The organism is Psychrobacter vallis (assembly GCF_904846715.1).
GTDB lineage: Bacteria > Pseudomonadota > Gammaproteobacteria > Pseudomonadales > Moraxellaceae > Psychrobacter > Psychrobacter vallis.
In genome coordinates this window covers 66703-83314 of record NZ_CAJHBU010000010.1, presented here as the reverse complement: position 1 = coordinate 83314, position 16612 = coordinate 66703, and the positions used below count along the sequence as shown (strand labels likewise).

Sequence of the window (16612 nt, the reverse complement as noted above, 5' to 3'; positions counted from 1 at the left end):
GTTTGTATTTAAGTGTTAAAGCTGAGTAGGGTGCGCCCTGCGCACCAGAAAAAAAGTTAATCTCGACTATCGGTGCGCGGGTCGCACCCTACAAGTTATTCAATATTTTTAAGTATTATCCTTGTCAGAGCCCTCATCAAAATCTCTCAAATCACCATTCAAGCTGCTCAAAAACGCATCACTTTGCGCGAGCAACTTACTTAATCGTTCTTCATTGACAAGCCTTGTCATTTCCTCCGCGCTAAACGGCTGTTCTTGACTGTAGTAACGTAACTCTCTAGCGTCCTCATTGCCTAATGTTTGCAAATACTCTTCAACATTATCAGCGCTAGATTCTTTTTTGTCAGACTGTTTATTATTATCACTCATCAAAACCACCTCAATCCACTTGGCGTAATCAAACCATCTAACGGCACATCCCACGGCTGACGCTGCAACACTGCAACCACTTGAAAATCATAACACCAGCCTATTTTAAGCAGTTTTTTTGTGCCTGACCGATAGCTTTTCCCAAGCGTTGTATCATAAAAACCGCCGCCCATGCCCATACGATTGCCATTCAAATCTACGGCTACCAATGGACAAATAATCACGTCTAATTCTTGCGCCCATAATAGCTTGCGACTGTGATTTTGTTTCATACCTAGGCGATGGATGCGGGTTGGTACATTTAATAATTTAGAATGGTAAATCGGCACAAAGCGCAGGCGTTTATTATCAGAACTATTACTATCACGACCTAAAGAACCAACCACAGGCAAATAAGGAAAATAGCCTAAGCGTTGACACCAGTCTAATAGTGGCTGGGTAGGCAATTCACCAAAGCCATCATAATATAAACCAATACGCGCATTCACTGGTAGCCGCTGCTGTAATTTGGTTAAATGGAGACTTGCTGCTTGAGCCAGATTTCTACGTGCACCGTCACTCAGCTGACGACGCTGGCGAGTAAACAGGCGTCTGGGTGGGTTGCTAACAGTCATATTTTACCGATTCCTAGATTCTTGATTAAAAATGTAGAACATTTTTTAATGTTTATAGTAAAACAGAAGTATATATCCCTTTCAACGTTAAAAATCTCAACTTTAGGAGGCGGCATGAAAGTTAGGCCTAAATGTTATAGTGAGTGTGATGACTACTACAAAAAAGTCCTTGATAGAACCAGTTTAAGACAAGACAATATTTATCAAGTTATAGAAATTCAAAGCGAATCATATCGTATTGATGGAGAAGATGGCGTAGGTCCTTGTCTTTATGATAAACGTATTTTTGACATTATAGATCCGAGTATTCCTGAAGGATATATTTATCAATTTAATTATGAAGATGAAGAGCAGAGTCATGAAGATGACGAAGGCTTCATATGGCGAAACTCTGTAGAGGAGTACAACATTACACCAAAGTGTTTTGCCCAGCGTGCATTTTTCGACTTTTATCACGATGGTAGAGAAGAACAAGTTGCCATTTATAATGAATATACTAGAGAATTAAAGGATACGAAACTAGGATGAGAGTTTAGTTTGAATTGTTATAAGCTCTTTTAAGTCACCCATAAACCTAAATGCGTTTAGCATAAAGCCATGCTATCATAACGCCACTTTATATCGTATTCTCCTTTATGTGCAGCAGGTGTGGCACTTTTTGTAGTTCAGCTATTTAACAACAAACCAGCAAAGAGGGTAGTTATGTCGACACAGAATCAGGCAACTCGTACCGAAAAAGACACAATGGGCAACGTGGAAGTCCCAGCCGATGCTTATTGGGGTGCGCAAACGCAGCGTAGCCGCGAAAACTTCAAAATCGGTGGCGAGACATTGCCGCGTCCGATGATTGAAGCGATGGCATTGGTCAAAAAAGCCGCTGCCATTACCAACGCCAGCCTTGAGCGTATCGAAAATGATAAGCGTGACCTAATCGTGCAAGCTGCTGACGAAATTATCAACGGTGGTCTAACGGATCAGTTTCCATTGGTCGTATGGCAGACGGGTTCTGGTACACAGTCAAACATGAACATGAACGAAGTGCTTGCCAATCGTGCCAACGAAATCGCTGGTTCTGAGCGCGGTAGCTACACGCCGATTCATCCGAATGACCATGTCAACCATGCACAGTCTACCAACGACAGCTTTCCAACGGCGATTCGTGTGGCTGCTGCTCGTGAAATAAACAGCTTATTGATCCCAGCGGTAAAAGCCCTACGCGATACGCTAGCTGCAAAAGCGAAAGAGTTTGATAGCATCGTAAAAATCGGTCGTACGCATTTGCAAGACGCCACGCCTTTGACCTTAGGCCAAGAGTTCAGCGGCTATGTCAGCCAACTTGACCATTCATTGACTCGTATTGATAATGCCCTACAAGGTCTATATGAATTGCCACTAGGCGGTACTGCCGTTGGTACTGGTCTAAATGCCCATCCTGATTATGCGGTAAAATCAGCTGAGCAGCTATCAACATTGACTGGCTTGCCATTTGTCACGTCACCAAACAAATTTGAAGCGCTTGCCGCTCGTGATGCTGAAGTGTTTGCATCAGGTGCATTAAAGACATTGGCGGCTAGCTTAAATAAAATCGCTAACGACGTACGCTGGTTGGCATCTGGCCCTCGTTGTGGTCTGGGCGAGTTGACGATTCCTGAAAATGAGCCAGGCTCTTCTATCATGCCGGGTAAAGTAAACCCAACTCAGTCAGAAGCAATGACGATGGTTGTCGCTCAGGTCATGGGTAATGACGTGACGATCAGCATGGCTGGCGCGTCAGGTAACTTTGAGCTAAACGTGTATAAGCCAGTGATCGCCTTTAACTTGTTGCAATCTATCAAACTGCTTGGCGATGCGTGCAACAGCTTTAACGAAAACTGTGCTGTCGGCATCGAGCCAGTCAAAGACAAAATCGATGATTTCTTGCACAACTCGTTAATGCTAGTGACGGCATTGAACCGTCATGTTGGTTATGAAAATGCCGCAAAAATCGCTAAGACGGCGTATAAAGAAAACAAGACGTTGAAGCAAGTGGCGGTTGAGCTAGAGCTGCTAACTGAAGCGCAGTTCGATGAGTGGGTGATTCCTGCTGATATGGTACATCCTAAGTAAGTTATTTAATGCTTTCTTAGAGTAAAAAAAGACCTTGCCGAGTGGTGAGGTCTTTTTTTTGGTTGTGATTTTATAATCGATATCGTTTATGAGTACTTTTTTGTTCTTTTATTACATCTAGTCTCAGAGTCTTTCCACGCACTAGTACTATGAAGGGTGTATCTTAATAATGCCCTACATGAGTTTTAGATATTTTGCTTAGCGCCTTTTGACAAAGTATTTGTTCTGATAACAATGAGCAGGAAAGCTAGTGCTCGTAAAGTTCACAACATTTTTTACCATATTCATCCATGTTTAGACCTTGTTGTGCAAAAGAATGGGCAATGCCCGCTTGTATTTTATGGCTATTAAATTCTAAAACTATATTGGAAAAGTTGGACTTATTTTTTGCAGTAGTCTTATCTTTTTTTGGTAACCAAAAAGTGTGATCCTGTTTTTCTACAATATAGTCTTGTAGTAAGCTTTCAAATACTTTCCCACAGAAAATAATATAATCACGTTTTTGCTGAGTAATTGTATCCAGAAGTAAATCAATATAAGGATTCAATGTTTCTTTATTCATTAGACTCGTTTTAAATGCGTCTGAACCAAAAGGCACTAACTCAAGTTGTAATTTTTTATCTATTACTCTTTCAAGGTTTATATAGTCATCCTTATCGCTTAAATCTATTATATTAAAAGGTTTTATAAACCTGATCTGCTTAGAGTCAAACCTTGATTTGCTTCTCTTTGGTATCAAATTACTATAGTGAAAATTTCCAAAATTTTGATGAAAGTTAAAATACTCTTTGAAGTCGGTATATTTTAATTTACCTTCATATTCATCAGACTTATTATCTTTTTGCTTTGGATTAAGATGGATCAGTACAAATTTTGCATTAAGGTCACCAAAGAAATAAGCTGGATACTCATTATGATTAACATGCATTCCAGTCATTTCTGTAAAATTCTTAGCACGTTCGATCTTACGATTTTCGTGAAATTCTTCGAAATCATTTTTCATTACATCAATAAGTTTCATCATAATTACTCCAAAATGAAATATTAAAAAGCCAAGCAAAACGCTCAGCCTTTTCACATCAAAACTATCAAAAACTCTAGAACTTATAAAGCAAACCAAGCGTCGTCGTTGCCTCAGTACGTGAATCTACCATCGGGCTATCATATTGCTCATTTGACAAATAACTTAAGCTTTGATTGGCAAATCCTGCCCAATTATCATTAAAGTCATAGTTGGCGCTGATATTGACATAAGGGTTCAAGCTCGAATTAGATTTATAAGCGGCAACACCCGTCTTGGTTGACTCTTCCTCACTGACGCCATAATAGTATTCATTATAATCAGCATCATGATACTCAAAGCCAAAGCTTGGATAGACAGTTAGCTTGTCTTTGCTGATTCTGGCAAGATAAGTCAAGCGCCCAGTATTGCCACCACTACGGTCTAACACATCAGCTCCATACTGAGCACGGATACCGCCAATAGCGGTACGGCGTTGATAGCTCAGACCAGCCTCTGCTGAGGCTTTACGCTCATCAAGACCTTGAAGTGCGCCATTGGCATCATCAGGATCAAACTCAGAGCCAGCAAGTTTGGCGTAGGCCGATAGCTGATTGGTGCCGTCATTGATAAGATAAGCACCCGCTTGCGCACCGCGTACATAGAACTTATTGTTGTCATAAAATGCACCTGGCAATACCTGCACCTCGGTACTGTCTTCCAAATCATAGGCTGATTTTACCGTCATGACATTTACCCCAACGCTTAGTTCGGCATCTTGGTCGGTCGGTAAGTTTTTATTAAGAAAAGGAATAGCATGAGAAACGCTAGCCACACTGAATAACGCAGTAGCCGTCATCGCGCCAAGCAAAGTGCGCGTAGAGATAGTAGGTAGCGCTGCAAATTTAAACATAATAGAGTCTCGTGAGTGAGTAGGAATGGTTGGATAGTATCATCAAGCAGAAGCGATAGAGTAAGGTAATCTAAATAAATAGGCTGTTTTTATGAGCGGTTTTGTCATGATAAATAAGTATGACCATTTACTCAATGGTTTTTAATACTTGTATGATTTGATAGTGAATATCTTGCCACCACCAGACAAAGCCCATACTGATTAACAGCATTACCATCCAAGGGAGCAGTGTCCAAATAAATGAAGGTTTGGCAGGTGCTTGTTGTTGAATGGTACTGGTGTGCGCGGCGTTGGTAGGTGTATCCAAATTTATGTCAATACGAGTGTCAAACTCGGCAGAGCTACTGGTCGAATAAGCATCAGGGTCGGACGGCTGATCGATGTGGCTGGTTGCATAGTCGGTTTGGTCATTATCCTCATAATCAGTTTGATAGGAGTTTTGAGTGTCGAGTTGATTGTTATTTTGATAGTCTGTCTGAGGCACAAGGACGTTTTGCAAAGTGACAGTCATACGCTGACGGTAGGCTATTGCGAAAGCCAGCGCAATTACCAAGCCAGTAATAGCACCGCCAATATGACCTGCATTATCAATACCCGGCACAGCAAAACCATAGACGAGGTTAATGCCCATAATAAATATCAAGCTCCTTAAATTGAGCATCATGCCATTAACCGATATTTTAAACAGCGCTGCTATCAATAACGCCGCCCCAATACCCATAATGCCACCAGAAGCGCCCGCCGATAATCCCGGTTGCCCAGTACCTGCCAAGATATCCTGCCACGTGACATAACTATTGAGTAAATTGCCACCGATTGCCGCCAATAAAAACAATGCCAAAAACTTGGCTGAGCCAAACATCGGCTCGGCAACTTGTCCAAAGAAGTACATAGCAAAACCATTAAACAATAAATGCATAAGGCCAATATGCAAAAATGCACTGCTGACCAATCGCCACGGCTCATCACCCATGGTAAAAGGCAAGGCATTAGCGCCCCATTTTAACAGTGCTTCAGTCGATGGATTGTTGGCATCGACCCCTGTGAATATTTGGATGATAAATAATCCAATAAAGCTGATGAGTAGCAAAGTGGTCACGGGTGCTGTTTTTAATAATTGTTGAATGGTCATAAAAGTTAACTATAAATGAAAGATTATCAGTAAAGATTATAGGTAGAGTATAAAGGGTATGCTCAGAACATGTTATCAATAAGCATGAAATCATCACTTAAAAGAGGATGGTTTTTATGGATGATTCGTTTTAAGGTTTTCATAAGTCCCTTTCACCAAGATATCATCCGTGACGTTATTGATGTCGGTATGGCCACAGAATGCCATTGATATATCACACTCTTTATAAATGATTTCCAGTGCGCGGCGCACCCCATCTTCGCCATATGCACCCAGCCCATAAAGAAAAGCGCGACCGATCATCGTACCTTTTGCGCCTAGGGATATGGCTTTTAGCACATCCTGACCGGAGCGAATGCCACTGTCGAGCCATACTTCAATATCGCTGTTTTCGGCATGCACTGCTTGTACGATATCTGCTAGGGCTGAAATAGAGGAGAGCGCACCATCTAATTGCCGACCACCATGGTTCGACACCACCAGCGCATCCGCACCGCTACGCGCGGCCAAAATAGCGTCTTCAGGTTCCATGATACCTTTGATAATCAGTTTGCCGCCCCACATGTCTTTGATACGGGCGACATCGTCCCAGCTGAGAGCGGGATCAAACTGTTCTGCTGTCCACGCAGACAAGGAAGAGAGATCCGCAACGTTTTTTGCATGACCGACGATATTGCCAAACGTACGTCTTTTAGTGCCCAGCATGTTTAGGCACCATTCAGGTTTGGTCATGAGATTGAGGATATTGGCCAGTGTCGGTTTGGGCGGGGCAGACAGACCGTTTTTAATGTCTTTATGTCGTTGACCGAGTACTTGTAAATCAGCAGTCAAAATAAGCGCGGAGCAATTCGCCTCTTTAGCACGGCGAATCAGATTGGCCATAAAGGCCTGATCGCGCATCACGTACAATTGAAACCAAAACGGCTTGCTGGTATGGGTAGCGATATCCTCGATAGAGCAGATACTCATGGTCGATAAAGAAAAAGGCACACCGAACGTTTCTGCTGCCTGCGCCGCTTTAATCTCGCCATCTGCCCACATCATGCCAGTAAATCCCGTTGGCGCGATAGCGACTGGCAGCTTGACCCGCTCGCCAATCATGGTCGTTTCTAGACTACGATTGTCCATATTGACCAGTACACGTTGGCGCAGTTTAATCCGATCAAAGTCGCTTTCATTGTTACGATATGTGGTCTCAGTCCATGAGCCTGAATCGACATAATCATAAAACATGCGTGGAACTTTGCGTTCAGCGACTCGCCGCAAGTCTTCAATTTCGGTGACTTTTTCTAAATTTTTCATATAGGTCTCAATATAAAATACTGGTGATAGAAATATTGTTTTTAAGTCAATAATTGCTGTAAATCCATGACTGAAAACGGATAATTCAAGCGTTTGGATGGCGTTAAAATAACTGGGATGGTGGTGGCAAACGCCATCATTAGTGGCTCATCAAAATCAGCAATATCGACGTTTTTATAAGTAATGGGCTGTACCGCTTGAAACTGCATGATAATTTGCTCAGCGATGTCACATAAATGACAGCCAGACGTACCCAATAGCCACCATTTATCGGTATTTTCAGCCGCACCTAAATTAGGACTTGCCAAAATAATATGATCTCGCAATGCTTTGATATCGTTATGGTGAATACCGTTGTGATGAATATGAGTGGTAATAGTGCTCTCATCGCAAATACTGCCATTGTGCATATTGTCATGGTATACATTGTCATTGTGCATATTTATTCTCTTATATTTACATGTGTCGCACAGCGCTAATTTGGAGACGCAAAAAAGTTGAATATTGTTTGTCCTTTATAACATCATAAAGAAATGGGGTAAATAATGACAGCGATTGTGAGATTAGGTAAGATGACCTACTGTTTTTAATTACTCATTTATCATGACTGGCCTACGTTTTTTATCGATAGCGGCTTATTTCATTTTATTGTTTCATCTTCTTGGCTTTTTAATCACTTGGATATCTCGCATGGCAAGTTTTAGCAAATTTATCAAACGACTATTACTGGCAATAATGTTGTTGGTCGTCGCATTCCATATATTGGTCGCAGGCCTACTATTAATTTGGAAAACACAGCCTATTAATAACAGTATGTTTATGCTGACCCATCGTATGACAGGTGGCGATGTCACACAAACGTGGGTGGAGTACGATGATATTGCAAAATCTGCCAAACAAGCGGCGATCGTGAGTGAAGACTCGACATTTAGTCAGCACAGTGGCTTTGATTTTAAAGGTATCAAAGCAGCCCAAAAGAAAAACGAAGAGACAGGGAAGATGTCTGCGGGTGGTTCAACAATTACGCAACAACTGGCAAAAAATCTATTTTTGACCTCGCATCGTTCCTACGTTCGTAAAGCCGAAGAAGCGGTTATCACGCTAATGATTGAAACATTTTGGGATAAGACGCGTATCTTGACCGCGTATCTCAATGTAGCAGAGTTTGGTACTGGTATTTATGGTATCGAGGCGGCGGCTCAGCATTACTTTGACAAATCTGCAGACAACCTCAATCGTGACGAATCTGCCTTGCTCATCGCCATGCTGACCAATCCAAAATATTATCAAGACAATCAAGGCGATAGAAGCCTGCGTAACAAACAACGTATTATCAAAAAACGTATGAAAAACGCTGCATTACCACAATCTGCATGAATGAGCATTTGAATATGGTGAGGTTTGAGTAGTGATGGTGCGTTTTGTCATAAATAGCTGTTATAAGAAAGACTGAAGTAAAAGCGATTCAAAGCATTGACATAACAAAGCATTGACGTAAAAGATAATGACGTATCGATAACGCAAAGGGAGTAGTAACGTGGCAGAGGCGTATGGCAAGCAGAGCAATGAGGGCGACAGTAATGAGAATAATGACATGAGTGATATCAATGATACCGCCGATAGCGCGTGCAACACTGAAATAAAACTTAGCAATAAACAAGAGAATAGCATTGAACAGTCAACGCAGGTTGCTTGGCAACGCTCAGAGGATGGCAGCTATTCACCCAGCAGCTATATCAATCGCGATTTGTCGTTATTACAGTTTCATCTACGTGTCTTAGCACAAGCGGCCAGTCCTCGCCATCCGCTACTTGAGCGTTTGTTTTTCTTGATTATTTTTTCATCCAATATCGATGAGTTTTTTGAGATACGCGTTGCGGGTATTATGCAAAAGCTCAATATGGGCGATGTGTCGACCAGCGCTCACGGTATGCGTCCAAGTGAAGTACTCAACGAGATATCCACCATAACGCACGCTGCCATTGCTGAGCAATATCGCATTCTTAACGAAGATGTTTTGCCTGCACTTGCCCTCGAAGACATCCGTTATCTCAAACGTGATGAGCTCAATGCTGAGCAATCGGCTTGGATGAAACGCTACTTTACAGAACAAGTATCGCCAGTATTGACACCGATTAGCATCGATCCTGCCCATCCATTTCCGCGTTTGGTCAATAAGAGTCTAAACTTTATCGCCACTTTAGAAGGCAAAGACGCTTTTGGTCGCGATATCAATTTAGCGATTGTACCAGCGCCGCGTAGTCTGCCGCGTGTGATTCGCCTGCCTGATGAGCTGACGGGTGGCAAAGAGCATCACGTCATGCTATCAGCCATTATTCATGAGCATATTGGCGAGCTGTTTCCTGGGATGAACGTCACGGGTTGTCATCAATTCAGACTGACCCGTAATGCTGATTTGGATTTGGCCGATGATGTCGAAGATATTGCCAAAGCGCTAGAAGGTGAGCTGGAAAACCGCCGGTTTGGTGACAAAGTGCGGTTAGAGGTCACAGCCGATTGTCCGACACCTATTAGTGATTATTTGCTCAACGAGTTTGAATTACATGACAATCAACTGTACCGAGTCAATGGGCCTGTCAATTTAACGCGTTTGCTGTTTGATTTTAATATTCCAGCACTGCGTTATCAGCCTTTTACTCACGTGATACCAAAAGAGTTTCGCCGTGAGATGGACAAACTAGACAAAGCGACCAGCATGTTTGCCGCCATGCGCAAAAATGATGTGCTGGTACACCATCCGTTTCACGCGTTTTCGCCAATTATTAACCTGCTTTGGCAAGCGGCCAGTGACCCAAAAGTGCTCGCCATTAAGCAAACACTATACCGCTCAGGCACCAACTCAGAAATCGTCAAAGCGCTGGCTGCTGCTGCTCGAAATGGTAAAGAAGTTACTGCCGTCATCGAGCTACGTGCCCGCTTCGATGAAGCCTCCAATATCGCTGTTGCCAACTATCTACAAGAAGCTGGCGCAGTCGTGGTGTATGGTATCGTCGGCTACAAAACCCATGCAAAACTAATGCTCATCGTGCGCCGTGAGGACGATCGCATTCGTCGCTATGTGCACTTAGGGACAGGCAACTATCATGCTGCCAATGCCAAAGTGTATACCGATTACGGTTTATTTAGTGCCGATTCTGATATTTCAGAAGACGTACACAATATCTTCCAAGAGCTGACAGGTATGGGCAAACCCGCCAACCTCAAAAAACTACTGCATGCGCCATTTACCTTGCACGACAAATTGATGAGCTTTATTGATGATGAAATTACTCATGCAAAGGCAGGCAAGCGCGCCCATATTATTATCAAGGTCAATGCCCTAACTGAGCGTCGCCTGATTGACAAGCTATACGATGCGTCACAAGCAGGTGTCAAAATTGAGCTGATTTTACGTTCAATGTGTTGTCTACGCCCGCAAGTCAAAGGGTTGTCTGAAAACATTACTGTACGCTCTGTTATTGGTCGATTCTTGGAGCACACGCGTATTTATTATTTCTACAATGATGGTGATGAGCGTTTATATTGTGGCAGTGCTGATTGGATGGATCGTAATTTATTTCATCGCGTAGAAGTGGCATTTCCGATTGTGGACAAAAAACTGTTTAAGCAGATTTATCAAGATGGTCTACTTAACTATCTAAAAGACAACACGCAAGCGTGGAGACTGGATGGTAAGGGCGTTTGGCAGCAGTTACAGCCAGCAGCCGGAGAGACGCCGCACATTGCCCAAGAGTACTTGTTAAAAACCATTAATAATGTACAAGATCCTATTTAGCAGCTGCAAAAATATCGGCTAACATGAAGGCGTATGCATTTAACCAAGTACTGATAATCTTAGTACTTGGTTTTTATTTTATGGTTGAAGCGTTTCTATAATACAGTCAGATCAATATAAAAAGGATACAGCAGGATTGGTACGAATTTTTTGTAGCATCAAGCTGCACAGGCACAGCAAGCAAGAAAAATTTGTACCAATCCTGCGTCATGATATCGTGTATCCACTTTATTTAAGATTGACTATAGTTGAGGCATTAATAGTTAAAACATCTCTATAAAAGTTACAAACTGTCTGGTAACCTCACATTTATTCACATATTGATACGGCAGTACACTGGTACGACTTGCAGCATGCTAACTATACTTGAGGAAATCTATAAAACATCAATAGCAGTCGTATAATAGTCATACCTGTTTCATTGATTTCTTAATTGATTAGCCCGAGGAATTTGCCATGACAGACAATACCCATCCAAATGATGAAGAAGCAGTGCCTATCCAAGATACCGCTACTGCACATCCAGATAACCCCAAAAACAGCTATGAAGGTCGAAAAAATCAGCCAAACATAGATGGCCCTGAGCAAGCGTCACAAGAGACTGATGAAGTCTATGTTGATCCTCGTAAAGAAGAAGATTTGCCAGCAGGTGGCAAAAACGTTGCAGATTTAAATGCTTATGATTTGAGCCAAGACGGCAACAAATAGATATTAGACTAATAGTTAATATTTATAGCGCTTTAATTATATAAAGAGCCATCAACAAATAAAAATTATAAGGACACGACCATGGAAACCAAAGATTCTGCTTTGAGCAAAACTCGTATTACAGAAACCGAGCAAAATTTTGATGAGACTCAAACGATCAATACTCATCCCAATAATCATGATGAGCTCGAAAAAAACGTTACTGAAAATAAAGGTACTGATACGTTTGAAGAAGGAATAGTCCACTCAGAGCATGTCAATGATAACGACAATCCAGCCCGTCAGCCTGATCGCCGTGATCAAAGCGGCAATGGTTTTGACGACAATATCAATGAAGACACTGTCGGTAGTGAAGCCCCTGACAGTTTAAATATTAACGATCTGAATCGTTATGCCAATATTGATAATGCTCAGACTCGTGTGCTAAATCCGGATCAAAAGAATAGCAACAGATAGCAAAGATTGGCATCTTGGAAAGAATGCATATCAACAGGGAATATACACTAAGGAATGAAGATGAGCTTACCAAATGACCAGTCAAAAATCGTCGATGAGCACAAATTAAAAGATGCGGATGACAATAACGGTATCGTACCCGATGATGCGCTGCAAAAAGTCAATCCTGCTGCTGCTGAAAGAGCAACAGACGATCATGATCCGCATCACGTTGCTAAAGATAACAAGCAGTACGACAGCCCATTAATGGAAGACGACAAATAACAGTGGATTGAAAAGGTGTTTTGAGTAATAACAGCACCAGTAGTACGTTGTCATCGTTACGCTTTTTTGTTTTTATAAAAGGCAGTAAGAGAATGGTTAGAAGGTAGTTGTTAAGCCGGAGTCCCGCTATGAAAACGCAGCTCAGTATCGGGACTTTCTATCAGCTCTGCTTCTATCTCTTTAAAAAACGCCACTCGCTCATCGATAGTGTCTTCAGACAGTGATTGTGCCAATGCCAAATAGTCCTCAAAGTGACGACTCTCTGATTTTAATAAATAGCGATAGTATTTTGCCAAGCGCTCATCATCGATAACCTCCGCAAGCGCAGCAAAACGTTCACAAGAACGCGCTTCAATAAATGCCCCGATTATCAGTACATCTACCATCGCTGCTGGCTCATAAGTGCGTTTGTGCTTTAACATGCCTTTGGCATAACGTCCCGCACTTAAGTATCGCCACTCTTGCCCGCGATCATTCATGATGCCTAGCACTTGTTCGTAATGCAGCATCTCCTCACGTATCAGCTGTGCTAATTTACGCTGCAAATCATAAGAAAACTCATAGCGAAATATCAAGTTCATCGCCGTGCCAGCCGCTTTTTTTTCACAATTGGCATGATCTTGAATGATGAGAGGTAAGTTTGCCAAGGCTGCATCGACCCAAGTTTGCGTGGTTCGAGCACCCAAAAAATGATGAATAGGGGACAGATCCACCTTTATTGGGGTTCGAAGTTGCGTAACATCGACGCTATCTTCTGCTATGTCATGATTGTTAATATCGTGAATGTCATTGTCATTATTACTATTGGTTTTCATCTGCATCATTTTGGTATTCATAGTCTCTATCATGGTCGGGTGTTTAACGGTGTCAAATAAAACGCAAATATTGAATAGATAACCAATAAGTATAAATCACTATCAGGATGATTACTTATTGTTTGTCTGAACCGTATCGTTATCTTAATTTTAAGCGTTATTAAAGCCGTATAAGGCTGATGAAATATAGATTATCATTATTATACAGCCCAAATATTTATTTGGTGAATGGTGTTTTCTTGTTTATTTCTTTATTTGATAGTAGGATGAGATTTTGCTTGATCATGGATAATCGGCATTATAGCAATCAACGCTACCTTATAAATGAGCAGATATCTAGAACCACTCAGCATGTTTGATTGGTGATCTACATTTGCTGTAGATGCCTAGCCAGCACAATAAATAGTGAGCCATAATCATAGCAGTTTCGTATTCATACACTTCACGAACGAATAAGGATAACAACATGAGCCAGTCTTCTACAACCAATCGTATTCAAAAAGGCATTCTTGCCATTGACCAGCAGTTGTATGACTTTATTGAAAACGAAGTGCTGCCGAAGGTCGGTGTTGATTCAGAGCATTATTGGTCAGGTTTTGAAAAGGTCATCAAAGAATTCACGCCGCGTAACAAAGCACTACTCGAAACTCGTGACCAGATTCAAGCACAGATTGATCAGTGGCATTTAGACAACCCTGCCAAAGATGGCGTGATTGATTACTCTGCCTATAAGACATTCTTACAAGAGATTGGTTACCTATTGCCAGAAGGCGATGACTTCACTGTCAGTACAGAAAACGTCGATGACGAAATCGCCCATATCGCTGGGCCGCAGTTGGTCGTACCAGTACGGAATGCTCGCTACGCATTGAACGCAACCAACGCTCGTTGGGGCAGTTTGTATGATGCTTTATATGGTACAGATGTCATCAGTAATGAAAATGGGCAAGAAGCTAAAGGTGGCTACAATCCAACCCGCGGTGCTGCTGTCGTGGCTTATGCCAAAAAATTCCTAGACGAAAATTTTGTATTAGCATCAGGCTCGTACAACGATGCGACTGGCTTTACAGTGGTGGACGGTAAACTTGAAATTGCCCAAGGCGACAGTAATACACAGCTAAAAGAGCCTGCCCAATTTGTTGGTTTTTTAGGTGATGCCGAAAACCCAACGGGTGTTTTGTTAAAACACAATGGTCTGCATGCAGAGATTCAAATAGATGCCAGTCATCCAGTTGGCAAAGATGATCCAGCAAACATTAAAGACGTGCTGCTTGAATCAGCGATTACTGCTATTCAGGATTGCGAAGATTCAATCGCTGCCGTCGATGCAGAAGAAAAAGTGGAAGTTTATCGCAACTGGCTCGGTCTAATGAATGGCGACTTGCAAGAAACTTTTGAGAAAGGCGGTAAAACCCGCACTCGTAAGCAAAACCCAGACCGTGAATACCATACGCCAGAGGGCAGCACGCTAATCTTGCCGGGTCGCTCGCTATTGCTCATCCGTAATGTGGGTCACTTGATGCAGAATCCGGCAATATTAGTTGATTTAGGCAATGGTCAAGAGGGCATTTTTGAAGGATTGATGGACGGTTTGATTACACCATTATTATCGCTCAATGACCTAAAAGGTAAAAACGAGCTGTCAAACTCGCGCAAAGGCTCGATGTATATCGTGAAACCAAAAATGCACGGCCCTGAAGAAGTCAAAATGGCCAATGACTTGTTTAACGCCTCAGAAGATTTATTGGGCTTAGCACGTCACACCCTTAAGATTGGTATCATGGACGAAGAGCGTCGCATGACGGTTAACTTAAAAGAAGCCATTCGCCAAGCCAAAGAGCGTGTTATCTTTATTAACACAGGATTTTTGGATCGTACGGGTGATGAGATGCATACCAGTATGAATGCTGGTCCATTTGTCCCAAAAGGAGAGATGAAGTCACAAACATGGCAGCCTGCATACGAGCAGTGGAATGTTGACATCGGGTTGGAGACAGGGCTACAAGGCCGTGCTCAAATTGGCAAAGGCATGTGGGCAAAACCTGATGAAATGAAAGAGATGATGGACACTAAGGCGGCGCATCCTCAATCTGGTGCTACCACCGCTTGGGTGCCGTCACCGACTGGCGCAACCTTGCATAGCATGCATTACCATCAAGTGAATGTCGCTGAGGTACAAGACAGCCTAAAATCACGCAAACGTGCCAGCTTAGATGATATCTTGACCATTCCATTGGCAAAAAATACCAATTGGACAGAGGAAGAAAAGCAGCAAGAGATTGATAACAATGCTCAAGGTATCTTAGGTTACGTGGTACGCTGGGTCAATCAAGGGGTTGGTTGTTCTAAAGTGCCGGATATCAATGACGTTGGTCTAATGGAAGACCGCGCGACTTTGCGGATTTCAAGTCAGCACATCGCCAACTGGTTGCACCATGACATCGTTAGCGAGCAGCAAGTGATGGACACGATGAAACGTATGGCAAAGGTCGTTGATGAGCAAAATACGGGCGATAGTGACTATCAGCCGATGTCAAATGACTTTGACAACTCCTATGCCTTCAAAGCAGCGTGCGATTTGGTCTTCAAAGGACGCGCGCAGCCTAGTGGCTATACTGAGCCATTACTGCATCAAGCGCGCCTTGATTTAAAAGCCAATGCCTAAGTCTAATTTCTGAATGCACTGAGTAAATCTCGTCATTTTATTGGCGCTACTTATTAATCAATAAGTAGCGCTTTATTTTTGCCAAAAAAAGTGGATTGATTACGATGGTTTCAATTTATTAGTAATCCTATTAATCAATGATAGCTTTATCTGTTTGAGTCGATAAGGTTTTTTGCAAATGTCTGCATTCACATAGTGTGTATAGCGTCCACCAATGGATGTATTTAAAAAGCAAAAAAATATGTTGCAAATTATGTCAAAGTTGTTATGCTTGTAATCGAAGTATGAGTTTGGTAACGGATGTTACGCAACAGACAGATAAAGACCTAATTTTACATGGCAGTTACTTTTTTAATCCCAGTTATGTAAGTCGTGGTTTTTTTCATCTTACTGTAATAGAACTTCGCCACACTTGTTTCTGACTAATCTCGGTAGCCAGTTACACATTATATCTTTGAGGATTTGTGACGAT

General features: G+C 42.2%; 16 protein-coding genes. 8 read left to right on the top strand and 8 right to left on the bottom strand.

What is annotated here, in order from left to right; translation table 11 throughout:
• Positions 1 to 108: 108 nt before the first annotated feature.
• On the bottom strand, positions 109 to 369 hold the full coding sequence (locus JMY02_RS08155; protein ID WP_201597048.1) for a hypothetical protein: 261 nt from the start codon (positions 367 to 369) through the stop codon (positions 109 to 111).
• Positions 369 to 983 carry a 5-formyltetrahydrofolate cyclo-ligase gene (locus JMY02_RS08150; RefSeq protein ID WP_201597046.1) on the bottom strand — a complete coding sequence of 205 codons (615 nt, stop codon included), beginning with the start codon at positions 981 to 983 and terminating at the stop codon, positions 369 to 371. The genes JMY02_RS08155 and JMY02_RS08150 overlap by 1 nt, the downstream gene beginning before the upstream one ends.
• 114 nt (positions 984 to 1097) lie before the next feature.
• Here JMY02_RS08150 and JMY02_RS08145 point away from each other — a divergent pair, with 114 nt between their 5' ends.
• Positions 1098 to 1511: a hypothetical protein gene (locus JMY02_RS08145; protein WP_201597044.1), complete on the top strand. Its 414-nt coding sequence runs from the start codon at positions 1098 to 1100 to the stop codon at positions 1509 to 1511.
• 174 nt (positions 1512 to 1685) lie between these two features.
• A complete protein-coding gene (gene fumC, locus JMY02_RS08140) occupies positions 1686 to 3089 on the top strand; it encodes a class II fumarate hydratase (protein ID WP_201597042.1) in 1404 nt (467 codons plus the stop codon).
• 247 nt (positions 3090 to 3336) lie between these two features.
• Here fumC and JMY02_RS08135 read toward each other — a convergent pair whose 3' ends face one another.
• From JMY02_RS08135 to JMY02_RS08115, 5 genes are all read right to left on the bottom strand, one after another.
• Complete coding sequence (locus JMY02_RS08135) at positions 3337 to 4113, bottom strand: hypothetical protein (protein ID WP_201597040.1); 777 nt, start codon at positions 4111 to 4113, stop codon at positions 3337 to 3339.
• Between the two features lie 73 nt (positions 4114 to 4186).
• Positions 4187 to 5002 carry a MipA/OmpV family protein gene (locus JMY02_RS08130; RefSeq protein ID WP_201597038.1) on the bottom strand — a complete coding sequence of 272 codons (816 nt, stop codon included), beginning with the start codon at positions 5000 to 5002 and terminating at the stop codon, positions 4187 to 4189.
• Between the two features lie 127 nt (positions 5003 to 5129).
• Positions 5130 to 6134, bottom strand: coding sequence for a rhomboid family intramembrane serine protease (locus JMY02_RS08125; protein ID WP_201597036.1), 1005 nt, complete (start codon positions 6132 to 6134; stop codon positions 5130 to 5132).
• A gap of 114 nt (positions 6135 to 6248) precedes the next feature.
• Positions 6249 to 7436, bottom strand: coding sequence for an alpha-hydroxy acid oxidase (locus JMY02_RS08120; RefSeq protein ID WP_201597034.1), 1188 nt, complete (start codon positions 7434 to 7436; stop codon positions 6249 to 6251).
• A 41-nt stretch (positions 7437 to 7477) separates the two neighbouring features.
• Positions 7478 to 7876, bottom strand: a complete 399-nt coding sequence (locus JMY02_RS08115) for a glutaredoxin family protein (RefSeq protein WP_227678449.1) — start codon at positions 7874 to 7876, stop codon at positions 7478 to 7480.
• 250 nt (positions 7877 to 8126) lie between these two features.
• Here JMY02_RS08115 and mtgA point away from each other — a divergent pair, with 250 nt between their 5' ends.
• The 5 genes from mtgA (at position 8127) to JMY02_RS08090 (ending at position 12660) form a co-directional block, all read left to right on the top strand.
• Complete coding sequence (mtgA, locus tag JMY02_RS08110; RefSeq protein WP_201597032.1) at positions 8127 to 8813, top strand: monofunctional biosynthetic peptidoglycan transglycosylase; 687 nt, start codon at positions 8127 to 8129, stop codon at positions 8811 to 8813.
• Between the two features lie 217 nt (positions 8814 to 9030).
• Entirely contained in the window at positions 9031 to 11232 is a 2202-nt protein-coding gene (gene ppk1 / locus JMY02_RS08105; RefSeq protein WP_201597111.1) for a polyphosphate kinase 1, read from the top strand.
• A gap of 456 nt (positions 11233 to 11688) precedes the next feature.
• Positions 11689 to 11940, top strand: coding sequence for a hypothetical protein (locus tag JMY02_RS08100; protein ID WP_201597030.1), 252 nt, complete (start codon positions 11689 to 11691; stop codon positions 11938 to 11940).
• Positions 11941 to 12021: 81 nt separating this feature from the next.
• Positions 12022 to 12396, top strand: a complete 375-nt coding sequence (locus JMY02_RS08095; protein ID WP_201597028.1) for a hypothetical protein — start codon at positions 12022 to 12024, stop codon at positions 12394 to 12396.
• Between the two features lie 60 nt (positions 12397 to 12456).
• Complete coding sequence (locus JMY02_RS08090; RefSeq protein ID WP_201597026.1) at positions 12457 to 12660, top strand: hypothetical protein; 204 nt, start codon at positions 12457 to 12459, stop codon at positions 12658 to 12660.
• 110 nt (positions 12661 to 12770) lie between these two features.
• Here JMY02_RS08090 and miaE read toward each other — a convergent pair whose 3' ends face one another.
• The gene (gene miaE, locus JMY02_RS08085) at positions 12771 to 13496 is read right to left on the bottom strand and encodes a tRNA-(ms[2]io[6]A)-hydroxylase (protein WP_201597024.1); all 726 of its coding nucleotides are present in this window, start codon (positions 13494 to 13496) and stop codon (positions 12771 to 12773) included.
• Positions 13497 to 13941: 445 nt separating this feature from the next.
• Between miaE and JMY02_RS08080 the strand changes: the two genes are divergently transcribed.
• Positions 13942 to 16140, top strand: a complete 2199-nt coding sequence (locus JMY02_RS08080; protein ID WP_201597022.1) for a malate synthase G — start codon at positions 13942 to 13944, stop codon at positions 16138 to 16140.
• Positions 16141 to 16612 lie beyond the last annotated feature (472 nt).